A 22,448-nucleotide genomic window follows, 5' to 3' on the forward strand; every position below is an offset into this window, starting at 1 on the left:
AAATTATATCTTTTGGAAATTCTATGTAAATGAAATTAAATGATTACGTAGGTTTGGAAGAGTCGGATTTTGTGGAAAATTTTTGCGCCGTTTTTGATTTTTCGAATTTCTACAGTGTATTCATCTTTTGCACGTTGAATTTCTTTCATTGTTTTATGAAGGACTGCTTTTTTTTCAGGACGATTGTCCCATTTATAAGCTGCCTCTTGGCGCATTAGTTTTTCTTCTAACTGACGAATGGTTTTTTGGTGAGAAAGTTCCACTTTGTATTCTTCTTTTTGAAAAATAGACAAGGTTTCCTTTCTTAGGATTTCTTTTTTAGTTTCTGCTTCCGTTTCGACAACCGGATAACAATGAATAAATGCTTCTTCTAGTTTTGAAAGTGGAAGTTCTTTTTCTGGAACATATGTTTTGGCTTCTGCCCATTCCGCCGGTTTTTCAGTCAGGACTGAAGTTTTCTTTTTCTTTAAATCAAATTCAACGAAAAAAAGGTCTTTTCGTTTTAGCGAAAAATCAAATTCAACTTGAAAAACAAAAAGAATTTTTTGACCTAAAGCACTTGAGAGTAGGTATTTCTTTTTACGTCCTACATCACTTTGTGTGAGTAATTCCGTTACTTTTTCAACAAAGGGATGTCCAAAAGCCATAAATTCGAGAGAATCATTCGTAAGGGCTAAATCTGAATCAAAAGTCGCTTTTTTGATTTTGCCTTCGGTATTTTTATATTCGTAAGATCCTTTGCCTATGGAAGTCAGAGTTCCTGGTAGGTGAGATTGGAAAAATTTTGAACCTTGGGCAACCACTTCTTCGAGATGACTGTTATTCCATTCACGTTCTTCTAATGTATGGTCGTAATAATCTTTTAGATTAAAATCTAAAACTTTTGGAGTAACAAGAGCATTGAGCTTTTCAAATCCTTTTTGAGCGACCTGGATGCGAAGATCAAATTCGGTTTCTAATTCTTCTTTGGTTTTGGTTCCTGTCACAAACTTCATGAGGCTTGAATTGAAATCAAGTTCCTCTTCGATGGTTCCGAGTAAATCATCTGAAGCACCAATGGATTCTTCAAACAAACGAATTTTATTTGTGAGTACTTCTAAAATTCTTTCGGCCACTGTATCTTTGGAAGCAAAGTTGAAGATATATACATTGTCTTTTTGACCAAAACGGTGGATCCTTCCAATTCGTTGTTCGATCTTCAGTGGACTCCACGGTAAGTCATAGTTAAAAAGTATATTAGCAAACTGTAAGTTACGGCCTTCCCCACCAGCTTCTGTACAAATTAAGATTTCGTAGTCTTCTTTGAATTTTTGGATTGCAACTTCTTTTTCATCCATACTCAAAGAACCATGGAAGGGCGATACTTTGAAGTCAGGTTCGAGAACTGATTGTAAATGGTCCTGTGTGGTTCTAAACTGAGTGAAGATAATGAATTTTTTATGACCTTCTTTCTTTAATCGGTAGAGAGTTTCTTTTAGTTTTTGGGTTTTTTTATCTTCTTTGATTTGTTTTCCCAAATGGATGAGGCGGTTGAGAGTAAAGAGCTCTCTTTTGATCCTTTGGAAACTTGACATTTCTTCGTCTTCTAATTCAGTGATGAAGTCTTCAACACCTTCTGTTTCATCTAAATCCCAATCGTCCAGAGTGGATTCATGTTCCTTCATATAATGGAACTTGGATTCCAACATAAACTTACGTTTTTGTAATGCAGAAAGAAGTGCAATTACTGATGAATCCAAAAGTTTTTGGAATACAACCATCACAAAACCAATGGCACGGTTTTTGGTTCCCATTGCCATATTGTATTCTCGTTTTACATAGTCCGTGGTTTCATCATAAAACGCACGTTCTATGGGAGAAAGATCAATCCGAACTGTTTTTGCAAATCGTTTAGTAAATCCTCCTACTTCTACTTTTCGACGACGAAGTAGAACTTTTGAGATTTTTTCCTTTAAGTCACCTTTTTGACCAACCACATAATCATTTACGAATGTATGATACGGCCCAAGGATATTGGGATCGACTAAATGCATTAGATAAAAAAGTTCCTCTAGTTTTCCGCGAAATGGTGTCGCAGTGAGAAGCAAGAGGCATTCGGTTTTTCTTGCTATTTTTTCAGCGAACAAATATCCACGGGTGATTTTGGAATAGTCACGACGAAGCCTGTGCGCTTCATCAAAAACCACAATGTCCCACTTGGTTCCCAGGATTTCTTCAGCATATCTTGGATTTTTAATAAAATCAATTGAGGTAATGATTTTATTAAAATTTCTCCAATGGTCGACCCCGTTTGTAACGAAATTTCTTCTACGAACTATCGCAAATTCTTCATTGAACTTGTTCTTCATCTCTTGTTGCCATTGGACAAGAAGAGGAGAAGGAGCAACCACAAGCACACGTTTAAGACCACGGCGAAACATAAGTTCCTTGACCGCAAGACCAGCTTCAATGGTTTTTCCAAGTCCCACTTCATCGGCTAAAATGAATCTAGGTTTTAAACTATTGGCAACAATGAAGGTGGACTCAATTTGATGAGGTAGCAAACGAGTTCTCGAATTAGAAAGAGAGGATAATTTATTAAAATTGTATGTAAGTTTGAGTTGGCTTGCATCTAGACTTAAGTCCATTGCCTTTGGAAATTCTTCCCAATCACGAAGAGATTCTGGGTATTGATTTAAAAACTGTAAATTTTTGTTTGATTTGTTTACAGTTCGAAAAATTTCTTTGGATTCAAAGAATAGTTCTACAGAGTTTGGAGATTCTTTTGTGACTTTTGCAAGACCTAACTCTGGTTCATCGATAAGAAACCCATACTCGTTTGTTTGTTTTGGTTCAACCGTTGTTTCAAAATCTAAACTTAATTGAGTAGGGACTTCCATCAAACTCCTTTCTGATTTCCCCAAAGCACTTTGTGGATTTGAAGCGACAAACGACACTTAGGCGGATTGTCTACTTTGATCCATTCGACCAGTTCTTTGGCATCCACTTCACCGTGGACGGGCGAATATAATATATTTGTGTGTATTTTTTTTCGCGAATGACTTCGATACTTCTTTCAAAGTCGATTCTATCTCGCACAACGAACTTGATTTCGTCAAGTGAATTATGTCTCTTTTCTAGAATCTGGAAATTTTCCTCATCCATCCTGTCTTCCATCCCCGAGCCAGGAAGTTTGTAATCCATTGTAAAAATAAAAAATGCATCTTCAGTGATTCGTTCGCTTCCATTTGTTTCTACACGCGAGGCAGGGTAGGGCAAACCGGTTTTGGTTCTATATTGGTAGATCTTGTTTGCGATTGAAAGGGAAAGGTCTCGATTTTTCCCTTCTAAGGGTTCCCCACCGGTAAGTAAAACTTGGTATCCATGATGGGGATCTAAACTTTCTAATTCGTTCCAAATTGAGTCTAAATTTTTTTCAGTTCCTTGGTTTGGCCCCAGAGCATATGCTGTGTCACACCACAAGGCTCTTGATTCTGTTTTGCCACATCGTAAGGAACATCCTGCAAATCGTATGAAGACAGTAGGGATTCCTTGCGAAATTCCTTCGCCAGAAATGGAAGAATAGACTTCGTGAATTTTTCCAAACATAATGATGATTCCTTCTATGTCAGAATAAAGTAAATTGTTCTTGCGAAAACATTTATTCAGAATTTGCTTTTTATGGTCATGTTTGTAGACGCTAAATTGGAATTCCCTTTAATCCACGAAAAAGAGGTACAGGAAAACCATCTTTTATTGAGGTTTCGGACTCCGGCCAATCCTAAAATCAATGAACGTAAACCATTGGTTATTGGGTTAACCATCGATAAAAGTTGGTCCATGAAGGGAGAAAAGATGGAATCAGTGATTGATGCTTCCTGTGCTCTTGTCAATTGGCTGACAAGACATGATGCCGTTGCCATTATTGCCTATTCTGCTGATGTACAAATCATCCAACCAGTTACTCACCTAACAGAAAAAGTTTCTGTTACTGATAAAATTAGAAATATCCAAGTAGCCACTTCGACAAACTTAAGTGGTGGATGGTTGTCCGCATTAAAAAGTCTGACCCAATCAAAAATTCCAAATGCTTACAAACGAGTTTTATTACTCACTGATGGAAATCCCACTTCTGGAATCAAAGAAAAAGAAGCATTGGTAAAAATTGCAGAAGATCATTTGGCTATGGGAATTTCTACCACAACGATCGGCGTTGGTAATGACTTTAATGAAGAGATCCTAGTTGAAATTGCCAAAGCAGGTGGGGGAAATTTTCATTATATCGACAACCCAGAAAAGGCTTCCGATATTTTCTTTGATGAATTTGGAGACATTGGAGCATTGTATGCACAAGCCATCGATGTGGAATTACAACTAGCTCCTGGAGTTCGATTGAAACAAGTTTTGTCAGAAACTTCCCACCAAGTGTTGGAAGAATTTGATGAGTTTTTGGGAGATTCCAAAACCATTTCCCGGCAAAAAATCAATCTCCAATTAGGTGATCTTAGGGCCGATGACATTCGTAACTTAGTGCTACGATTGGAAATAGATGATCGTGTGAATCAAACGGAATCTCCTTTTTGTGAAGTAAACGTATCTTATTATAATTTATTACAACAAAATACTTTAGAATCTGTAAAAGAATTCTTCCAGTTTCCCAAAGGAAATAACAAAGGAAAACAAGATCCAGATGTTTTGGTAGAGATTTTGATCGCCAATGCAACGACAGGGATTAAAGAAATTACTGATTTTGTTAAAAAAGGTCATATAGAAGACGCCAAGGCACTGTTATTCGGCCTTATTCAAGATATTAAAAATAACTTACACTTTGCTCCCAATGCACTTGGTTCAGTCCTAAACCGTCTCCAAGTTTTGGATACGAAAATCACAACGAAGTCAGATGATTTAAACAAACACTTATTTATGAATTCACAAATTATGATGAAAGGTCCAGAAAAGTTGGATCTAAAGGATGTTATCCTTCACGATGAAATTTTTGAGTATCGTACAACGGGCGATATTGATTTGTATAAGTGCCCTGAAATTAAACTTCTTTTAGAGCAAAAAATGTCTGATGGGTTTCGGTATGTGGTTTTTGATTTTGCCAATACTTCTCATATTGACTCTTCAGCAATTGGAATGGTGATCCAGATAGTTGGTTGGCTAAGAAGGCGTGGTGGTGAACTCGTGGTTGCCAACATCCATGATTCTGTAAAAAAGATATTCGAAATCACAAGGTTGTACAACCACATCCGCGTGGCAGAAAGTCTTTCCTCTGCTAAAGAAATTTTACAGAGGATTATTTATGCAAACGAAGGAGATAAAAAACCTAGTTAGTTTAAGCCAACCAGCGTTCTGCTTCTTCGATTGCTTCTTTTAAATCACCAACAAGTGCTGGAGCAATGGCGATTCCTTTTTGAGTTGGTTTCAATTCTCCATTGGGATCTGTATACCAAACTCGAATGTTAAAAAAAGTTTGGCCCTTATATTCGGAGATTTCTACTCGTATGACTTCTCCCCGGCCTTTGTCAATGTCTCGAATGATTCCTGTTTTTGCCATTTTAATACGTCTCTACAAAAAGTTGTTCTTTTTCTTCTAGGTCTTTCTTAAATTCATCATACGAAAGATCAGTTCCGCAAGCTGACATGATCTCTTGTATCACTCCTTTTTCCATTCCCTTCGGACCGCCACAAATATAAAACTTACCGTTTCCATTGACAGCATTTTTAATAGCTCCCGCATTTTCTTTTGCTCGGTGTGTGATGTACATTTTCCCACCGTCAAAAGAATTTTTTTCCTCTCGACTAATAGCTGTTAAAAAATGAAAGTTTGGATGATTTTTTGCCATATCTTCAAAATAATCACGTAGTACAATTTCGTCAGAGTAAGGGGCCCCGTAAACCAACCAAACATTACCTTGGAATGAAATCAACTTTTGAACAAGGAGCTCTTCCACCATTCCCAAAAAAGGACTAATGCCAGTTCCTGTTGCAAAAAAGAAAATATCTCCTACGTAATCCACTTGGGGTAATAGAAATTTTTTACCAGCAGGACCAGTCATGGTTACGGTATCTCCTGGTTTTAAATCACAAAGGTAATTGGAACAAACACCTTTATGAACAAGGTTTCCATTTTCATCGTATACATTGTCCCTTTTGACAACGAATTCAATATTGTCCTTGGTTTGTCCAAAACTGAACGATGGTGAGGCGATGGAATACAAACGGATGGTATACGATGGGTCAGCCGAGCCCTTTGCTTGTTTTTCTGGATCTACTCCTGGAGGAATGATTCCAGCACTTTGCCCAATCATATAGGGATAAGTATTGTGGTCGACGGCAATGGTGATTCGGTGTACGGCAGAATCACCTTCTTTTTTTGGACGTTTTCCCTTTCCTGGTTCAGGAGTCAAACGGGTGTTGGCAATGACTTGGGCTAGGATGGGATTGGATTTTTTAAAAAGATTGATTTGAGGGGTAAGCAAGGTCGTCCTCGTAACACGTGGTTTTTGGTCAAGTTTGGCATTCGGATGGTTCGGGAAAAGGAGAAGTTAGAGTTTTCATTTTTCCTTCCCGGAATTATGTCTCTTCTTGACTCCTTTTTTGGAGTTTTTAAACTTTAGTCATTCCGGCCCCCTCGCCGATCCTAAAGACAACCGGGAAAACAAACTGCATGAGATCGACTGAAGCAAAAGAAAAGAAACCATCTTCACTTCCAAATACCGTTCTTCATCATAAATTGGAATCATTCACAAATACAATGATCCAATCTCTACAGACTAAATCAAAAGAGGAAAGATCTTGGGCCGTTCTTTCGATGTCTGGAGAAATTTTAGCCCAGGGCAATCGGTTGCCACAAGTAGATCGTAATTCAGATTCTTTATTTTCAATTTAATTACGGAGGGTCTATGTTCACCCGAAGTTTTCATTCCTATTCTAAAACTCAACTCACGATTGTTAGTTTATTTGCTTCGCTGATTTCAGCACCCGTGTCCGTATTATCAGAGCCGTATGGGATGGCAGGATGTGGGCTTGGATCTATGGTCCCAGTTTGGAAAAATGATATTGGGCAAGTTCTTGCTGCCACAACCAATGGAAGTTTATCTTCGCAAACGTTTGGAATTACTTCAGGTACATCCAATTGTACAACAGATGGAATTGTGAGGGCTGATCGTGCCCAAGAAGTTTTTGTTACTTATAATGAACGACCTTTGGAATTAGAAACAACTCGCGGAAATGGAGAAAGGATTCAGGCCATTGCTTCTTTGTTAGGTTGTCCGACACACAGCATTGAGTTAGGGAAGTTAATGAAAGAAAAACATTCCTTTATTTTTGATCATTCAAAAAACATTGAATCGAGTGTTCGATCTAAAATCATTTTATCTAGATTAAAGTTAAAAATTGCTGAAGATTCTGTATTAAAACAAGCTTGTTTGTATTAATCGCGTAACACCCGAGATATTTCGGAATTATAACGATGTGCCGCTTCTGTTTGGTTGAGATAACCATAAGCACCTAATTCAAACAAAAACGCTGCAGTGATTCCGTAACCGCCATCTGAAACAGAGTCACACCCTTTTTTTCCCGCAGGATGAATTTTCCAATCACGAGGGTTTAAAAACTGAAAATTTTCGGGGCAAACCACATGACTATAATTTTTGCCATCAGCATGTCTTGCTTCATGTAACAAAACAAGAACTCGATCCAATCGATTTAAATTAAAGAAAGTACGACCAAGTAAAACATCACCGTCATGGTACATAGCAACATAATCACCGGTGGATCCATAAGAATATTTTTTGATCCGTGATTGTATCCAACGAGATAACTTTTTCCCTGAGAAACCAAATTTAAAAATGGATTCAAATTGTGTAAGGTGATTGTACGTTGATTTATCGATTTTGATTCGTTTAGGTTCGAGAGATTCTAAATAAGAAAACGATTCTTTTAAAATTTTAGATTGTTTTGCATTTAACTTTGATTCATCGGAGTACACAGGAACTCCCGATAACCAATAGAGAACAAAAACAATAAAAACTGCTTTATACGAATTGAGTTCAAAAAGTGGCTTGGAGTCCACCATAGTAAAACCTGGGCCGAATAGGATTGTAAGTAAGCTCGTATTGGTCCAGGACGTTGTCTACTCCTAAAAACAGGGACATCCTTCCATCAAAGAATTTTTTCTCCATCCGTACGTTTAGTAACGTGAAGGGTTTTCCATACACAACTTTGTTATTTTCTTCCACGCTTTTGGTTTGTTGGTCAATAAGAGCGGTACTGGAACCGGCAGTAAATTCATTGGTTGTACTATAAAAAGGCCTTTTGTCCAATCGTTTGGCACGGAGGGCAAATTCCCAACCGCCAGGAGCATTTACAAAAAAGTTCATTGTTCCTTGGTGTAGTGCTCTCCCTTCTAAAGGTCTATCTGTTGTTAGGTCCCTTGTATCGGTTTGGTTGTAACCCAACTCCAGTGCAAAGTATTTGAGGAATCGAACCCGGGACCCAGCTTCCACCCCTCTTGTATAGGCACGTTGGATGTTTTTTAGTTGGAAGTTAGCAAATTCACTGGTTCTTGTTCCGAAACTATATTGGATGAGATCGGTAATGTCATTTCGAAACACACTGAGAGATAGGGTCCAAAATTTAAAAGGAGCATATTCAATATCTGCATTTACTGTTGTGGATCTTTCAGGTCTCAGTTTGTCATTTCCGTCCACAACATAACCCACACCTGGGTTTTCAAAGCGTAAATAAAGTTCTCGAAAAGAAGGAGGTCGAAATCCTTTTCCGTAACTGGCTCGGAAAACGAGGTTACTTGTAATATCAACCTTGGTTGCAATTTTTGGTGTGGTTTGTCCTCCAAATTGGGAATCCACGTCATGACGTACTCCTGGAACCAATCGCCAAACAAAACCTTGGCGCCAAACAACCCATTCATCTTGGATGAATGCGGCTCTTCTTGTTCGGAATGCGTTTCTTCTTTGTAATCTGTCTGATTGTAATTCTTCTGAATAGGATTCTACACCTGCAGTGATCATATGATCATTGTTAATTTCATGATCGATTTGTGCGACACCCTGTGATGAGAATTCGTTTGTGAGTTCTTTTACGTCCAATTCATTTGAATTTCTTTGGTCTAATTTATAATGATTTTCCCAACGAGAGAAATTTCCACGTAAAGAAACCATATTTCGTTTTCCATAAGCATACTCAATCGCACCTAATCCAAGAAAGTCGTTCGTGAGATTGGTTCTATCAAAGACGCCACCATTGCTTCTGGAATCAACACCGGCCTGATTACGGTTTAGATAATTGATTCCAGTTTTGACCTTAAATTTTCCATCGGGATTAAAAGTCATATTCCCACCAACGTTATTATCCTGGAATGCATTCCCTGTTGTGGCTGGAGTTTTTGGATCTAAGTCATAAGCGGCTGATTGGTTGAAGCCACCGAAAAAATTGGAAGCTACAAATTCATTTTTAAAACCAACATCAGCGATCATATTTTTTTCGCCTTGGGTTCCAAAATTGGTTTGTCTTCCATTTCCATAAGTTGTTCGGAATTGGTAGTGTTCTGGTTTTTCTGCTTGTTTGGTAATGATATTGATGACCCCACCAATGGCATCAGCACCATACAAAGAAGAGGAACTGCCTTTTACAATTTCAACTCGTTCAATATTTTGAACTTTGAATCGAGTGAGGTCAATTGTATTGTTCAATCGGCCTGCAATCCGTTGTCCATCTACAAGAAACAGTACATACTTGGAATCAAGGCCCAACATTTGGACCTGTGACCCACCAAAAAACGGAGTTACATTGATACCTGTTTGAGTATCTAGCACCTCACCTAAGTTACGCGCACCTGTTTGTTCAATTCGTTTTCTAGAAATAACCTCTGTAGCAACTGCAGAGTCTTTGAGTCTGCGTTCACCGCGCGATCCTGTAACCACAATCCCATTTTTATTATCCAAATCTTTGAAACGATCCACTTCTTCCGTAGGAGTTTCTTCTTTATTTCCCTCTTCTGGAACGGCGGTCGGATTTTGAGTTGGTTGGTTTGGATCTGCTGGAGTTGTTTCCGTTGTTATGTTAGGTGTTTTTTCAACGGTTTTTGGATTTTTTCCGTTTTCGCGTGGTCGAGTTTGGGAATGGACCTCGCCAATAAATAATAAAAACAGGCAAAGGATAGGCAATAGAAACGGGTTAAAAAAATACATTAGGGAAGTTTTTTCCATCGGATGGTCGGATAACCTGAAGTTCCCGCATCACTATAATAATTTTCAATATGAATGGCATAAGTTGCAAGGCCTGTTCCAGAACGGATGAGAAAGATATCAGGTTTTGGAGTTAAATTTCCAATTGTATAATAGTACCATTCAGTAACAAGAGCATTACCTACATAAATAGCACCGGCTCCACCAATTCCTTGTGTGGTTGTAGCCACATCTACGGTGAAACTATTACAACCTTGGCTACTAGCGGAATTAGAGCTTGCTACAGCAAAATTTGTGGTATTACTCGTACAAGCACCACCGAGTCCGAAACGATTAGTTTCTCCTGAGTTTGTAGCCGCCTTGTATCTGTTAAATGCGATGTCCCAAGTTAAGTTATCTTTTTCTGAAAATGGGATTTGTTTGTTCCCTTCAAATTGGAAGTATATATAAAAATCTAAATTGGTTGCATTGAACCTGGTTGTATAACTCCCGTCACCGTTGGCGCGGGAAAAAACAATTTTATCCAAAGCATTGGGATTCCCCGCATTGATCAAATTAGTGACCAATTGGTTTACAAAAAGTTCCTGGTCTGACAAGGCACTTTCTTGCCTTGCGCAGAAACTCGTTAATAAAAGAATAAAACCAATGCTAAGGAATCGAATCACTGTTATGGAGCAAAAGTATAGTTTACAGCAGCAGATTGTCCGTTTCTTGGAATCGCATAAATAAACACATAATAATCACCAGCGCCTTGAGCACCATTGAAAGTAATCGCTGCTGTTTGGTTCGTAATTTTATAGGAACTTGGGAATTCACTATTGGAATCAGTCGCTCCAGTGATGGAAAAATTGGCTGGAGTTGCCGCAATATTGGAAGTTGTCAAAGGGCAAGCGGAAGATTTGTAGACGATGATAAATGCACTTCCGTTTACGTTGAGAGTCGTACCTGCATCAGAAGTTAACTTAATTGCTGCTGTCGTATGTCCCACAATTGGTACGGAACCCAATTTGGAGATAGTACCGGCAGTGGTTCCTGTTACATCTGTTGTCCAAGTGTTGATGGTTGCTTTTCCAGAAGCGGAAACAGAACAATCACCAGCAGAAGACGTGAGTCCTGCAAGGGCAATGAGAGTTGCTGTGTTATCATCCTCTTTTTTCTTCTCACACTGGAAGGTAAATCCTGCGATTATACTCAAAACGATTAGTAATTTTGTCTTATTTTGGAAAGATTTCATAGAACCTCGGTCTTTTTTATCCAAACTTGTGTACTGGAAATGAGAATCAAATTCATTTTATAGTTTTCCCTTTTTTTTCGAACTCTGACAATTGGATGACAGATGTTCCGGGTGCAGACCCAATCTGGTGAATTTCATTACATACAAATCGTTTTGAACGCAATCAATGAGAGAAATCTACGATCAAAAAAATCAATTGTAAGGAAAAGGATTTTTCGTCTACTATGCCAAGGTCATGTCACTCAAACAAATTACCATCTATATAGAAGAATCTGGTAATGATTTTTATAATCGCATCCTTCGTGACATAACAAACATTGAGACATGCAACGTACATAGTTTTCATTCTATTTTAGATATCAAACCGGGTACAATCCAAGAGTCGGCAGTCTTTCTTTTTTGGAATGATTCTACTGTTTTAGAAAAACAAAAATTTATCTTCGAACAATTTCCTGAATCTCCTTATATCTTACTTTCGATTGCTCCTTTATCGCCGACGGAATTAGCAAGAGCTGCTCATCCAACATTTTTACACCTTGCCGAACAAACTTATACAGTTGGTATCTTAGATTTAGTACTAAATTTTGCAGAGCGATTGATAGAAGATATGAATCGTTCGATTGCTTATGACAAAATTAGAGAGAAGGTCATTGTCCTTCAGAATGTCTTTGAAGAGTCTTTGGACATTCTAATGCAAATTGATCCAGGTACTAAACAGATCATCAATGCAAACAAACAAGCAGTGGTTGTTTTAGAATATCCATTGGAAGAAATTGTAGGGAAAGAATTTTCTTTCTTTATGCCTCCCGTGGAAGTGGATGAAGATGAAGAGTTCCAAGGGAATTTGATAGAAAGTACGGCTTTAAAAACAAAATCAGGTCATTTGATTCCTACAGAATCTTCATTCCGGTTGTTTCCTGTGAATGGTAAAATGGCAATTTGGGCCACGTTTCGCGATATCACAGAACGAAAACGCTCTCAAGAACAAGTCAAAAATCAAAAAGCGTTTTATGAATTCATTCTAGACAATCTTGATTCTGATATTGCAGTGTTGAATTCAAATTTTCAATATGAATATACAAATCCCGTATTTTTATCAAACAAAGATATTCGCAAATGGATATTCAAAAAAACCGATGAAGAATTAGCGGCACGATTGGATTTACCGAATGATTTTTATGAAAAAAGAAAAAAGTATTTAGAAATAGCAGCTAAAGAAAACGAAATTGTTCAATTTGAAGAACTCATCCAAGATAGTAACGATAAGGTTACTTACCTTTTAAGAAAATACATTCCTATCGATGATACAGAGACGGATCAAAAAAGGATCATTAGTTTTGGTGTAGATATCACCGAACGAAAATTATCTGAAGAAAGAATTACTTACTTAGCTTATTATGATGCTCTCACTGGCCTTTCAAATCGTACATTATTCATAGATCATGCAAACCAGGCTTTAAAAAATCATAAATCTTCAGAATCTTTGCTAGCCTTCTATTTTTTTGACATAGATAATTTTAAATTTATCAATGATAGTCTGGGTCATACCAAAGGAGATATCCTTTTACAAATGGTTGGAGCAAGACTCAAACGAGTGATGACAGAAGTTGACACCGTTGCACGATTTGGTGGAGATGAATTTGCTATTTTAAAAGTTGATGTTCCCAACAAAAGTGCGGCCGCTGAATTTGCACAAAAGATTTTAGATATTCTTAGCCAACCATTTCACATTATGGGTCGGGATTTATTTACAACGATCAGTATGGGAATCGCCCTTTCTCCCAATGATGGAATTTCTTCTTCGGAACTCTTAAAAAATTCTGATATGGCAATGTACAAGGCCAAAGAATTAGGCCGAAACAACTACAAATTCTACACAAACGAACTCATTCTTCGTTCCGAAAAACGTTTGTACATTGAAAATTCTTTGCGGAAGGCCATTCAAAATGAAGAGTTAGTGCTCTTTTTCCAACCCAAAATTTCCACTGTTACAAATCAAGTTTGTGGAGCAGAGGCTCTCATCCGCTGGAAACATCCGGAGCGAGGATGGGTTCCTCCTGTAGAATTTATTCCTGTTGCAGAAGATTCTGGCATTATTGAAAGGATTGGAGATTGGGTATTAGAAGAAGCCTGCCAGTTAAAAAAAGAATGGAAAAAACAAAATCTTCCTGCCTTTCCTGTCAGCATCAATGTCAGTGGAAAGCAACTAGCACGGGCTAATTGGTCTCATCGTGTACAATCAACTATCCTGCAATACGAGATAAATCCAGAGGAAATTGAGTTAGAACTAACTGAAAGTTCTATCATGGAAAATCCTGAAAAAAGTATAGAAGCCTTTGAATATTTATCAGGACTTGGAATTAAAGTTTCTATTGATGATTTTGGAACTGGTTATAGTTCGTTAAGTTATCTTAAAAAAATCAATGCAGATGTTTTAAAAATTGATAGGTCTTTTGTGATCGATCTGGAACTCAATGAAGACGACCGAGCCATCTGCAAGGCAATTATCAATATGGCACATTCCTTGGGTATGGAAGTGATTGCGGAAGGAGTTGAAAATCTAGCTCAAAGGGATTTGCTCCATGATTTAGGCTGTCATATGATCCAAGGATATCTTTATAGCAAACCTCTCCCCGCTCATGATTTTGTGGAATTCGTTAAAAAATTTAACGAATCTACTCAAACAAAATAGCCGAAATTGAAAATGATGATACGGTTTTTGTCTTTATTGGTTCTTATTTTATCATTTGTACGTCCTGTCCCTGCCGAATCCCGAGAGGTCAAAAAAAAATCTGCCGCTCGTGAAATTCCTACTAATTACTTTGTCAAAAAAGAAGAAAAAAATTTTTCACTATTAATGGAAGCAAGGCGATTTGGAAGAGGAGAAGTCATCTTCCTGCGTTTGACTCCTAAAGATAAAAAGTGGATCAACGAATCATATAAAGTTAGTTGGTTAGGAAAGGATGTGATCCTTACCAAAAGAGAAAAGAGTATGATTGCTTTTTTACCGGTTTCTCCCGACACACCTGCCGGTGCAATGACCCTAGAAATTGTTTCAAAAATTTTTTTTGTTAAACGTGGACAAAAACAGTATCAAATCATTTTAGAACCGACCAAATTCCAAGTAATCAAAAAAAATCAACAGATCAAGGTGGATGAAAAGTTTGTTACCAAAGAATTGCCTAAAGAAACTTTAGATTTTATTCAAGAATGTAAATCTGCAAAAGAAGCAGCATTTGCAAAACAAAGCCAATTACAATTTGTAAATAATTTCAAAAATCCATTGAATAAAATATTTATTACCAGTAAATTCTATGTTAGGCGAGATTATAATAATAAACAAGGCAGACCTCATGGTGGTGTAGACTTTCGTGGAAAAGTAGGTACGCCAATTTTTGCGATCCAAGATGGGATAGTTGTACTTGCTAGAAAAACTTATTATGAAGGAAACTTCACAATCGTCGATCATGGGAATAAAATATTTTCTTTTTATATGCACCAAGATGAAATTAAGGTGAAGGTGGGAGATGTTGTAAAACAGGGACAAGAAATTGGCACTGTTGGTTCAACAGGAATGTCGACAGGTCCTCACCTACACTTAGGCGCTAAGGTAAATGATACTTTAGTGGATCCACTTTCTTTAATTGCTTTGCAGTCGATTTCCGAATCGCATTGATGACAAAAATTCACGAATGCCTTGTTCGTGAATTTCGCCTTTCTCTAAATTTTCAGTGATATGAAACAAAAGTTTATCATGATTGGAAGTTTCCACTAAGATAAAACCAGTTTTCGCATAACGCGGTCTTAGGAGATCAAAAAAAGTCCAAAACTTAGAAGTGACAATTGAAGGTTCTAATTCTTTTTGTTGGATTTCTTGAATGTCCTCAATATCTCCTTTACTCACTTGTATTTTGAGGAATTCAGAAAATTCGGCAATTGCTTGATTTTCTTGGAAACCTAAGTAGTCAGGAAAGTAAAAGATTCTTACAAAAGGATATCTTTCCGCATCTTGGTCACTGAAAGCAAGAAGACCCGCAATTTGTCCTGCGCCCGTTTTATTTTCCAAAGATAAGTCTTCGGGTTTAAAAAAATAAAAACCTTGAGGAAGTGTAAATCCAAACTGAAGTTCTTCATTCCAATATTGATTGTTGTCTGTGATTACCCAACCATTTAGATCTTTTTCTTCAATTTGGTATTTATTCTTAAAAAGAAGATAAGCGGATAAAACTTCTGCACCTTGTAAAGCTTTGAAGGCGATGAGGGCGTTGCTTGCGATGAGGCATGCCGCCACCAAAAGACGTGCATATTCTTCGAGGCGTAACACACGAATGAGAAATGCAACCGCCACTAATAAAAATAGAAAAACAGTTCCAGCCTCAAAAACCAAAACCTCTGCAAGCCATAGAGAAAATATAAATAATACAACGACACCTAATTCAATGAAAGGATGAAACGTCTCAGCCCAATATCGTTGAATCACATATAAACTTCCATAAGTTATGAAAAGTCCAACAATCAGTGAAATGAGGCAAAGAACAAAAATGTAGTGCCAAGGCAAATGAGATTCATGGTAAATGAAAAAGGGAATGGCTATGATGGAATAGAGTAAGAGTAAGTTTCTAGAGGTTTTAGGAACCAAGAATGTGGTAAAGAAACCACTTGCATGATTTTTGATTTTGGCTAGTATTTGCAACATGTCGGCGATTACAGACTTCTTTCAAAAAATCCAAAACCAAATTCTTGAAATCCAAACTACCATCAACCAGATCAAAACCAGTTGGGAGAATTTTCAAAAGTTTTGGGATTTGTTTTTTACTTTAGTCCCTTGGGAAGTTCTCCTTCTACTGATCTTTTCTGTCATCCTCCTTTCCATTTTCAATTCAGTTTCTCCCAAAACTCCAAAGGCCAACCTTACCATCGCCGTTTTGTTGCTTTCCGTACTTTGGATCTATTTTTGGGGATTGTTTTCGAAAGAAGTTTCTTACGGAAGAGTGTTCCTGGTTTCTCTCTATATCCTTTTTCCCTTACATGCGTTCGGCCTAATTCAGTGGATTTATGGCCTTGGACAAAAAGTCTATTGGAAAAAAAGAAGAATCGCACCTATTCAATGGGACTCTGCACTTCATCAACTTTCTCTGGATTACCATCAGTTGGTAGGGAAAGCCCATTTGTATCATGGAAAAATTGAAGAAAATCGGAGCGGTTTGTTAGAAGAAATGGAACGTTTAGAACAATCCATCCAGGGAATCAAATCTTTACTTTTGAAAGAGAAAGTGGCAGGAATCAAAAATCTAGAAGAAAACTAAGTTTGTGTTGCTTAGAAAAAGGCGGAACATTCTAGAATCTAAATTGGAATATTCAGGCTAACTAGTGAGTACCAGTAAAACCTAAAGCTAAAAGAAATAAAAACAATAAAAAACTTAGATTGGTTCCGTTCATCAGTAAAGAAATCATCGAAATGATATAGAAGGAAATTTCCTTTTTCCTTCTATAAGTAATCATAAAAAAAATCCAACCCAATCGGAAAAGGGAAATTAAAGCTAAAAAAACAATTCCGTACAAAAGAAAGAGATTCACTTTTTTAGTGAAATAAATAATTAAACTCGCTAAGGAAAGAAGCCAAAGTAAAAAATCAAGAAAGAGGATTTTCATATTTAATTTCAAAACATCTAGCGAGTTGTCTCATTCATTTTGTTCCGATCGATGGAATAATGGAATTATTACTTTCCAACAAGTTGCGGATAAAATCCAAGTTTACTTTGCACATCATGATCATGAGCCGGAATGATTTGTAATTCTGGATTGTTTTGAATTAAATCATTAACACGAGCGATCTCTTCACCAAGACTTTTTGTGTCAAAGTCAACAATCCATCTTGCCCCTCTTGGTTTGTGTTTTTTTTCTTTAAAACCTTCTCTTCGCCAAACTATATCTCCAGTGAGAAAGAAGGTATCTCCATTTGCTGTATGTAGAAATAAACCCACCGACCCTTCACTATGCCCTTTCATAGGAACTAAAACTACTGTTCCATCACCATACCAATCTAAACTCTTCGCATAAGATGCATAAGGTTTATTTTTGAACTCCAAATAACTCCAATTCACAGAATCCCCATCAAACTGAGAAGGAATGTATCCTAATTCAATTTTAGGGTGGTTCAACTCATCTGGTAAACTGTGAATTTTTGCTGTAGGAAAATCTTTTAATCCACTTGCATGATCCCAATGAAGATGGGAAAAAAATACATCCTGAATGGAATTTGGGACAGCACCATTGGAATCTAATTGTTCGTATGCTGTTTGATTAGGTTTGTAATCCATTAAAAGTTTTAAATACAAAGGAAAAACTTGAAACTGTTCTTTTACTTTGGCTCCGAGCCCTGTATCAAATAAAAAATTTCCTTTCGGATGTTGGATATAAAAAGCGGAATGGGCTACTGTGACTGTTTTGAATACGGACCCACCCTCTATGACAAATCCTTCTAAAGTTTTGGCTTCTCCTGTTTTTAGAATCGAAAAAACCAAATTTGATTTTTCCGTCGGCTTTGGAATGCGAGAAGAATTTATTTTTTCTTCAGCGATGTAGGAAGGAATCTCTTCCTTCGGATATCCAAGGAAATATAGAAAAAAAATAATGATAGAAGTTACACTGATTGATAAAAATATTTTTGTTTTGGATGACAGTCTCATTTTGATTTCCTATCTAAGTTTAGTTTGGTTTGAAAAGTAATTCAGCAGTTTTTGCGGCCACACGTAGTGGCTCTGGTGATTTTTGTAGTTTAGCAAGTAACAATGCACCTTCCCATAATGAGAGTAAGGATATAGAAAGATTTTTAGCGATTCGCGGAGTATATCCCTTTCCTACAAGATATGTTTCAAATGTTTTTAACCAGAGCGAATATATCTGTTTACATGTTTCGGAAACAGATATATTCGACTTTGCCGTTTCCATTGCTGTGATTGCTATGGGACATCCTTTTTTGTAATCACTGGAAACAATTCGTTCTTCAAGAGCATGAAACACCTGTTTAATGGCCTGAATCGGGGATTCTGTTTCGGAGAGGACTGATTGGAAAAACAAATTCAATTGATCACCTGAATGGAGAAGAGCAAGGCTTGTGAGTTCATCTTTTCCACCGGGAAAATGGAAGTAGAGAGAACCTTTCGGAGTATTTGTTTCTTTCCCTAGTTCGGTAAGACCTGTTGCCTCATAGCCAGACTCTTCCAAAAGTCCGGACATGATTTCGATCATTTTCTGTTTGGTTTCTAATCCTTTTTTACCCACAAATCCATTGGTTTAGAAAATAATAGACCGGTCAACATAAAAATGGGATTTGGGAAAGATTCTCTGAAATTCCAATGTGTGGGAGGAAGAGGTAGGAAACCAAATTTTGGTCGGAGAGACTGACTCTATCGTTTTTTCTAAGAGAATAAATCTCATTGTTTTTTTAAGACTCCGCCGATAAACTAAGTAGTACGGATTTCGGGACGAAGTATGATCAATAAGAAGCCATCGCTGACAGGAAGACAAAAGGCCGCCATCTTTTTGGTTGCGGTTGGAAACGAAGTGGCCTCCGAAATCTTCAAACACCTCCGGGAAGACGAGATCGAACAAATTACGTTCGAGATTGCTCGTTTAGATAAAATCACACCAGAAGACAAAGAGAAGGTGCTTGTTGAGTTCAATGAACTCATGATGGCCCAAGAATTTATCACCAATGGTGGTATCGACTTTGCCCGTGGCCTACTCGAAAAGGCACTCGGTAACCAGAAAGCCATCGATATCATCAATCGACTCACTTCGTCACTGCAAGTACGGCCATTCGACTTTATTCGTAGAACAGACCCGGCTCACCTCCTTAACTTTATCCAGGGGGAACATCCGCAGACCATCGCTCTTATTCTTTCTTATTTGGATCCGCAAAAAGCATCCAACATCCTTTCCAACTTACCTCACCAAATCCAAGCGGAAGTGGCAAAACGAATTGCAACTATGGACCGTGTATCACCGGACGTACTACGTGAGGTAGAACGAGTATTAGAGCGTAAACTTTCGACTCTTGCATCTGAAGATTATACTTCTGCTGGGGGTATTGATTCTGTGGTTGAAATTCTAAACCTAGTCGACCGGGGAACAGAAAAAACCATCATCGAAGCCTTAGAAGAAGAAGACCCGGAACTTGCAGAAGAGATCAAAAAACGGATGTTCGTATTCGAAGATATCGTTCTACTCGACGACCGTGCAATCCAAAAAGTAATGCGTGAAGTGGATAACACAGATTTGGCGAAAGCATTAAAGTCTGTGGATTCCGAAGTACAAGATAAAATCTTTAAAAACATGTCGAAACGTGCGGCGAACTTACTCCGTGAGGATATGGACTTTATGGGTCCTGTTCGTTTGAAAGACGTGGAAGATGCACAGCAGAAGATTGTAAACATCATCCGTAAACTGGAAGAAGCAGGCGAGATCGTTGTGGCTCGTGCAGGAGAAGACGAACTTGTGGTTTAATCCACGAGTTTTACTTTTCTAGTTTTTAGAAAATTCTAATATTGGAAAAATCTATTTGTGGCGATTGCTGAATTTTCCCCATTTGGGAGGAAATTCTGCCAGTGCATCTTTGGCTGTAATTTCATTTCTCTCTAGTTTTTGGTTTAGAGTGATGAGTTTGTGCAAGTTTCCCATCGAAAAGGAAAGTTCTGTGATATCAAAATCATCCAAACGCACTTTTGCATTTCGACAGAATAGTTTGAGTTCGGATAAAATTAATGTGACCCTAGCGTTGGCATAACGAGCTACGATTTCTTCGAATTCTTCTTCATTAAAAAATTCTTTTTCCAAATCATAATCGAATTCTTGTTTGATGAGATCAATGAGAGATAGTCCGAGTTCTTTTGCAACTATAACGACATAATCAAACTTAGATCGAACCCAATCTTCTGATTCCAAAAGTTCTATAGCAGAGCGAGGTATATTCAATTTTTCTGATAGTTCTACCCTTGTCAGCTTTCGTTTCTCTCGGTAGGTTCTGAAATGATTTACTTTTTCCATGTTTTATAAAAAAAATTCAAAATTACCGTTATTAACGGTCTGAAATGGGCCCAAAAACGTTTTGAACGGTTTGGAAGAATAAGATCCTCATGGATTCTGTTGACTTACAGAAGGAAAGTACAATTAGACTCGGGTTACGCTAAATTTCCTTTCTGGAGCCCGCCACCGAGGTTAGCCTAGGTGGTGTGCTCGTTTTTTCCACTCTTTTCTAATTTTGCTCTATCGAAAATCTGTAGAAGTGACTTCCTTTAAATTCAGTTTTTTATCCAAATTTTAAGAAATTTTCTTCTATGATGCAATAATATCATAAGATAGAATTCTCCTGGAAGGAAATCATTGATGAGCAAAAACCAAAAAATTAGAATTAGTTTAATCTTGATGAGTATGATCACTTTTACTTTGAGTAACTGTGCTTCAGTGGAGGCACCGAATCGTTTGCGCAAGACAATAGATTTACAAGGGCACCGCGGAGCGAGAGGACTCAAACCAGAAAATACATGGCCAGCTTTTGAAGAGGCAATCAAATATAAGATGGTCACTTTGGAATTGGATACGGTTCTTACCAAAGACAAAAGAATTGTCATTCATCATGATTCCGATACCAATCCTATCATTTGTCAAAATGCAAATGGTAATGAATTAAAAAAAATATCCCTTTATGAATTAACTTTGGCTGAATTACAATCTTACGATTGTGGTTCCAAAAAAAATCCAAATTTTCCAAAACAAATTCCTGTTCCTGGAACCAAACTTCTTTCCTTAGAAGAATTTTTTGAAAAAGTATTATTTGCGGAAAAAAAATCAAAAGAGGCTTTTGAATTCAATATCGAAACCAAATTTCCTGATGATGGTTCTGCACCAGATAATTTAGTAAAAGAACATACAGAAAAATTGATTCAAATCATTGAAAAGTATAAAGTAGTGGAACGTTCCACTATCCAGTCTTTTGATCTTCGTACCTTAACTTTTTCCAAAACAAAAAATGCAAAAATCAAAACTAGTGCATTGTTTGTTCCAACTTACTTCCAAGGTTTTTTAATGACGATTGGACTTGGGAATGGGTACAGAGAAACAATTCTGTCAGCTGCAAAAGACAAACAAGCCGATATTATTTCTCCATATTTTTTGTATGTCACACCTAAGTTTGTAAAAGAGTCGCACGAAAGAGGTATGTTTGTAATTCCTTGGACAGTGAATACAGAAAAAGAAATGAAACGACTTGTTTCATGCGGAGTGGATGGAATTATTTCTGATTATCCAGATTTATTGGATTCTGTTGTTCGCCCCAAACCTTAAATTCCCCAAACTACTGTACAGAGTGAAGAATAAAGAGAGAGGTAATTTGTTGCCTCTTTTTCGATTCGATAGATCTCTACAATCCCGGAAGTGTTAGCGGCAGAACCAATGCTTGCATTTCCGCTAGTAAAAAAGAATCCATATCGTTTCACGCAGGACTTTCCTTTTTTTAAAGGTAGTTTGGGTAGGTTCCGTTCTGATAAACCTAAGGAATAGGATGCATAGAGAAGGCCTGTAGGCCCAATTCCTTGTGGTTGTCCAAAATTAGCACAATTATTCATCCAAAGACTGAAGAAAATTGCGAGGATCGCAGCTATGAATTTTTTCCCTTTTGAATTGGAATTTATTTTCATTCGTTACCTGAAATCTCTACACAAAGGTTCGCATACATTCCCAAAAGGGCAAAGGTGGTCCAATTGGTTTCGGTTACATTTTGAATTTTAGATCTAGATTTCAAAAACTCTAAAGAAGCATCTCCAAAAGAAATTAGTCCAAGTACAGAGTGTACGCAAGATGTAGCCCTTCTTTTAGAAAATTCCCCCGTTCCAAAAATTCCAATTTTTGTTTTGGTGTATAAAAACCCCCTTGGCCCAAACCCGGGGGAAGCACAGTTTCCAAAAAACAAACTCAAAAAAATCAGAAAGGGAATAGAAAAATGCAAAGTTCGATTCAATGAA

Annotated in this window: 22 protein-coding genes and 1 pseudogene; 8 read left to right on the forward strand and 15 right to left on the reverse strand. The window is 37.4% G+C overall.

All coding sequences use genetic code 11. The annotated features are described in order from the left end of the window. Positions 1-35: 35 nt before the first annotated feature. On the reverse strand, positions 36-2,879 hold the full coding sequence (locus CLV96_RS11235) for a DEAD/DEAH box helicase (protein ID WP_004786571.1): 2,844 nt from the start codon (positions 2,877-2,879) through the stop codon (positions 36-38). Then, positions 2,879-3,588, reverse strand: a pseudogene (locus tag CLV96_RS11240) (7-carboxy-7-deazaguanine synthase QueE). The gene CLV96_RS11235 and the pseudogene CLV96_RS11240 overlap by 1 nt, the downstream one beginning before the upstream one ends. A 72-nt stretch (positions 3,589-3,660) precedes the next feature. Between CLV96_RS11240 and CLV96_RS11245 the strand changes: the two are divergent. Next, positions 3,661-5,316 carry a VWA domain-containing protein gene (locus tag CLV96_RS11245; protein ID WP_208325392.1) on the forward strand — a complete coding sequence of 552 codons (1,656 nt, stop codon included), beginning with the start codon at positions 3,661-3,663 and terminating at the stop codon, positions 5,314-5,316. A gap of 1 nt (position 5,317) precedes the next feature. Here CLV96_RS11245 and CLV96_RS11250 read toward each other — a convergent pair whose 3' ends face one another. Beyond that, on the reverse strand, positions 5,318-5,539 hold the full coding sequence (locus CLV96_RS11250; protein WP_004785453.1) for a transcriptional coactivator p15/PC4 family protein: 222 nt from the start codon (positions 5,537-5,539) through the stop codon (positions 5,318-5,320). Between the two features lies 1 nt (position 5,540). Continuing rightward, complete coding sequence (locus CLV96_RS11255; RefSeq protein ID WP_004787496.1) at positions 5,541-6,464, reverse strand: FAD-binding oxidoreductase; 924 nt, start codon at positions 6,462-6,464, stop codon at positions 5,541-5,543. Between the two features lie 188 nt (positions 6,465-6,652). Here CLV96_RS11255 and CLV96_RS11265 point away from each other — a divergent pair, with 188 nt between their 5' ends. Both CLV96_RS11265 and CLV96_RS11270 read left to right on the forward strand, forming a co-directional pair. After that, positions 6,653-6,874 carry a hypothetical protein gene (locus CLV96_RS11265; protein ID WP_004784271.1) on the forward strand — a complete coding sequence of 74 codons (222 nt, stop codon included), beginning with the start codon at positions 6,653-6,655 and terminating at the stop codon, positions 6,872-6,874. A 13-nt stretch (positions 6,875-6,887) separates the two neighbouring features. Then, on the forward strand, positions 6,888-7,421 hold the full coding sequence (locus tag CLV96_RS11270) for a DUF3015 domain-containing protein (protein ID WP_004786928.1): 534 nt from the start codon (positions 6,888-6,890) through the stop codon (positions 7,419-7,421). Here the strand turns inward: CLV96_RS11270 and CLV96_RS11275 are convergent. The 4 genes from CLV96_RS11275 to CLV96_RS11290 all read right to left on the reverse strand — a co-directional run bounded on the left by CLV96_RS11275 (position 7,418) and on the right by CLV96_RS11290 (position 11,388). Further along, positions 7,418-8,062: a hypothetical protein gene (locus tag CLV96_RS11275; RefSeq protein WP_004785248.1), complete on the reverse strand. Its 645-nt coding sequence runs from the start codon at positions 8,060-8,062 to the stop codon at positions 7,418-7,420. The two genes, CLV96_RS11270 and CLV96_RS11275, sit on opposite strands and share 4 nt — an antisense overlap. Next, a complete protein-coding gene (locus CLV96_RS11280) occupies positions 8,037-10,196 on the reverse strand; it encodes a TonB-dependent receptor plug domain-containing protein (protein WP_004787654.1) in 2,160 nt (719 codons plus the stop codon). Before CLV96_RS11280 ends, CLV96_RS11275 begins: the two co-directional genes overlap by 26 nt. Further along, positions 10,196-10,789 carry an HmuY family protein gene (locus tag CLV96_RS11285; protein WP_004786900.1) on the reverse strand — a complete coding sequence of 198 codons (594 nt, stop codon included), beginning with the start codon at positions 10,787-10,789 and terminating at the stop codon, positions 10,196-10,198. Before CLV96_RS11285 ends, CLV96_RS11280 begins: the two co-directional genes overlap by 1 nt. A 71-nt stretch (positions 10,790-10,860) precedes the next feature. Next, the gene (locus CLV96_RS11290; protein ID WP_243836469.1) at positions 10,861-11,388 is read right to left on the reverse strand and encodes an LIC20153 family lipoprotein; all 528 of its coding nucleotides are present in this window, start codon (positions 11,386-11,388) and stop codon (positions 10,861-10,863) included. 274 nt (positions 11,389-11,662) lie between these two features. Here CLV96_RS11290 and CLV96_RS11295 point away from each other — a divergent pair, with 274 nt between their 5' ends. Both CLV96_RS11295 and CLV96_RS11300 read left to right on the forward strand, forming a co-directional pair. After that, a complete protein-coding gene (locus tag CLV96_RS11295; protein ID WP_004784807.1) occupies positions 11,663-14,119 on the forward strand; it encodes a sensor domain-containing protein in 2,457 nt (818 codons plus the stop codon). A gap of 12 nt (positions 14,120-14,131) precedes the next feature. Next, entirely contained in the window at positions 14,132-15,103 is a 972-nt protein-coding gene (locus tag CLV96_RS11300; RefSeq protein ID WP_040917196.1) for a M23 family metallopeptidase, read from the forward strand. On the opposite strand, the gene CLV96_RS11305 is transcribed toward CLV96_RS11300, so the two are convergent. Beyond that, positions 15,068-16,123, reverse strand: coding sequence for a hypothetical protein (locus CLV96_RS11305; RefSeq protein WP_004785748.1), 1,056 nt, complete (start codon positions 16,121-16,123; stop codon positions 15,068-15,070). The two genes, CLV96_RS11300 and CLV96_RS11305, sit on opposite strands and share 36 nt — an antisense overlap. Between CLV96_RS11305 and CLV96_RS11310 the strand changes: the two genes are divergently transcribed. Beyond that, positions 16,122-16,733, forward strand: a complete 612-nt coding sequence (locus tag CLV96_RS11310; RefSeq protein WP_004787432.1) for a hypothetical protein — start codon at positions 16,122-16,124, stop codon at positions 16,731-16,733. The two genes, CLV96_RS11305 and CLV96_RS11310, sit on opposite strands and share 2 nt — an antisense overlap. Before the next feature lie 61 nt (positions 16,734-16,794). On the opposite strand, the gene CLV96_RS11315 is transcribed toward CLV96_RS11310, so the two are convergent. From CLV96_RS11315 to CLV96_RS11325, 3 genes are all read right to left on the reverse strand, one after another. Beyond that, on the reverse strand, positions 16,795-17,079 hold the full coding sequence (locus tag CLV96_RS11315) for a hypothetical protein (RefSeq protein ID WP_004786498.1): 285 nt from the start codon (positions 17,077-17,079) through the stop codon (positions 16,795-16,797). A gap of 68 nt (positions 17,080-17,147) precedes the next feature. Beyond that, on the reverse strand, positions 17,148-18,116 hold the full coding sequence (locus tag CLV96_RS11320; RefSeq protein WP_004786724.1) for an MBL fold metallo-hydrolase: 969 nt from the start codon (positions 18,114-18,116) through the stop codon (positions 17,148-17,150). A 19-nt stretch (positions 18,117-18,135) separates the two neighbouring features. Further along, positions 18,136-18,711, reverse strand: coding sequence for a TetR/AcrR family transcriptional regulator (locus tag CLV96_RS11325; RefSeq protein ID WP_004785723.1), 576 nt, complete (start codon positions 18,709-18,711; stop codon positions 18,136-18,138). Positions 18,712-18,921: 210 nt separating this feature from the next. Here CLV96_RS11325 and fliG point away from each other — a divergent pair, with 210 nt between their 5' ends. Next, entirely contained in the window at positions 18,922-19,935 is a 1,014-nt protein-coding gene (gene fliG, locus CLV96_RS11330; protein WP_004785217.1) for a flagellar motor switch protein FliG, read from the forward strand. 51 nt (positions 19,936-19,986) lie between these two features. On the opposite strand, the gene CLV96_RS11335 is transcribed toward fliG, so the two are convergent. After that, entirely contained in the window at positions 19,987-20,475 is a 489-nt protein-coding gene (locus CLV96_RS11335; protein ID WP_004787131.1) for a helix-turn-helix domain-containing protein, read from the reverse strand. A gap of 339 nt (positions 20,476-20,814) precedes the next feature. On the opposite strand from CLV96_RS11335, the gene CLV96_RS11340 reads away from it, so the two are divergent. Continuing rightward, a complete protein-coding gene (locus tag CLV96_RS11340; protein ID WP_004787137.1) occupies positions 20,815-21,771 on the forward strand; it encodes a glycerophosphodiester phosphodiesterase in 957 nt (318 codons plus the stop codon). Here CLV96_RS11340 and CLV96_RS11345 read toward each other — a convergent pair. Next, positions 21,768-22,124 carry a TRL domain-containing protein gene (locus tag CLV96_RS11345; RefSeq protein ID WP_004786427.1) on the reverse strand — a complete coding sequence of 119 codons (357 nt, stop codon included), beginning with the start codon at positions 22,122-22,124 and terminating at the stop codon, positions 21,768-21,770. The genes CLV96_RS11340 and CLV96_RS11345 overlap by 4 nt on opposite strands. Beyond that, complete coding sequence (locus tag CLV96_RS11350) at positions 22,121-22,444, reverse strand: TRL-like family protein (protein WP_004786543.1); 324 nt, start codon at positions 22,442-22,444, stop codon at positions 22,121-22,123. Before CLV96_RS11350 ends, CLV96_RS11345 begins: the two co-directional genes overlap by 4 nt. Positions 22,445-22,448 lie beyond the last annotated feature (4 nt).

This window comes from Leptospira meyeri, from assembly GCF_004368965.1.
Taxonomy (GTDB): domain Bacteria; phylum Spirochaetota; class Leptospiria; order Leptospirales; family Leptospiraceae; genus Leptospira_A; species Leptospira_A meyeri.

What these genes read in the sequence shown, in the direction of transcription:
- CLV96_RS11320 (WP_004786724.1), bottom strand. Translation starts at nt 18,116, where the DNA reads ATGAGACTGTCATCCAAAACAAAAATATTTTTATCAATCAGTGTAACT.
- CLV96_RS11335 (WP_004787131.1), bottom strand. Translation starts at nt 20,475, where the DNA reads ATGGAAAAAGTAAATCATTTCAGAACCTACCGAGAGAAACGAAAGCTG.
- CLV96_RS11340 (WP_004787137.1), top strand. Translation starts at nt 20,815, where the DNA reads ATGAGCAAAAACCAAAAAATTAGAATTAGTTTAATCTTGATGAGTATG.
- CLV96_RS11275 (WP_004785248.1), bottom strand. Translation starts at nt 8,062, where the DNA reads ATGGTGGACTCCAAGCCACTTTTTGAACTCAATTCGTATAAAGCAGTT.
- fliG (WP_004785217.1), top strand. Translation starts at nt 18,922, where the DNA reads ATGATCAATAAGAAGCCATCGCTGACAGGAAGACAAAAGGCCGCCATC.
- CLV96_RS11280 (WP_004787654.1), bottom strand. Translation starts at nt 10,196, where the DNA reads ATGTATTTTTTTAACCCGTTTCTATTGCCTATCCTTTGCCTGTTTTTA.
- CLV96_RS11310 (WP_004787432.1), top strand. Translation starts at nt 16,122, where the DNA reads ATGTCGGCGATTACAGACTTCTTTCAAAAAATCCAAAACCAAATTCTT.
- CLV96_RS11345 (WP_004786427.1), bottom strand. Translation starts at nt 22,124, where the DNA reads ATGAAAATAAATTCCAATTCAAAAGGGAAAAAATTCATAGCTGCGATC.
- CLV96_RS11270 (WP_004786928.1), top strand. Translation starts at nt 6,888, where the DNA reads ATGTTCACCCGAAGTTTTCATTCCTATTCTAAAACTCAACTCACGATT.
- CLV96_RS11235 (WP_004786571.1), bottom strand. Translation starts at nt 2,879, where the DNA reads ATGGAAGTCCCTACTCAATTAAGTTTAGATTTTGAAACAACGGTTGAA.
- CLV96_RS11315 (WP_004786498.1), bottom strand. Translation starts at nt 17,079, where the DNA reads ATGAAAATCCTCTTTCTTGATTTTTTACTTTGGCTTCTTTCCTTAGCG.
- CLV96_RS11245 (WP_208325392.1), top strand. Translation starts at nt 3,661, where the DNA reads ATGGTCATGTTTGTAGACGCTAAATTGGAATTCCCTTTAATCCACGAA.
- CLV96_RS11250 (WP_004785453.1), bottom strand. Translation starts at nt 5,539, where the DNA reads ATGGCAAAAACAGGAATCATTCGAGACATTGACAAAGGCCGGGGAGAA.
- CLV96_RS11265 (WP_004784271.1), top strand. Translation starts at nt 6,653, where the DNA reads ATGAGATCGACTGAAGCAAAAGAAAAGAAACCATCTTCACTTCCAAAT.
- CLV96_RS11295 (WP_004784807.1), top strand. Translation starts at nt 11,663, where the DNA reads ATGTCACTCAAACAAATTACCATCTATATAGAAGAATCTGGTAATGAT.
- CLV96_RS11305 (WP_004785748.1), bottom strand. Translation starts at nt 16,123, where the DNA reads ATGTTGCAAATACTAGCCAAAATCAAAAATCATGCAAGTGGTTTCTTT.
- CLV96_RS11300 (WP_040917196.1), top strand. Translation starts at nt 14,132, where the DNA reads ATGATGATACGGTTTTTGTCTTTATTGGTTCTTATTTTATCATTTGTA.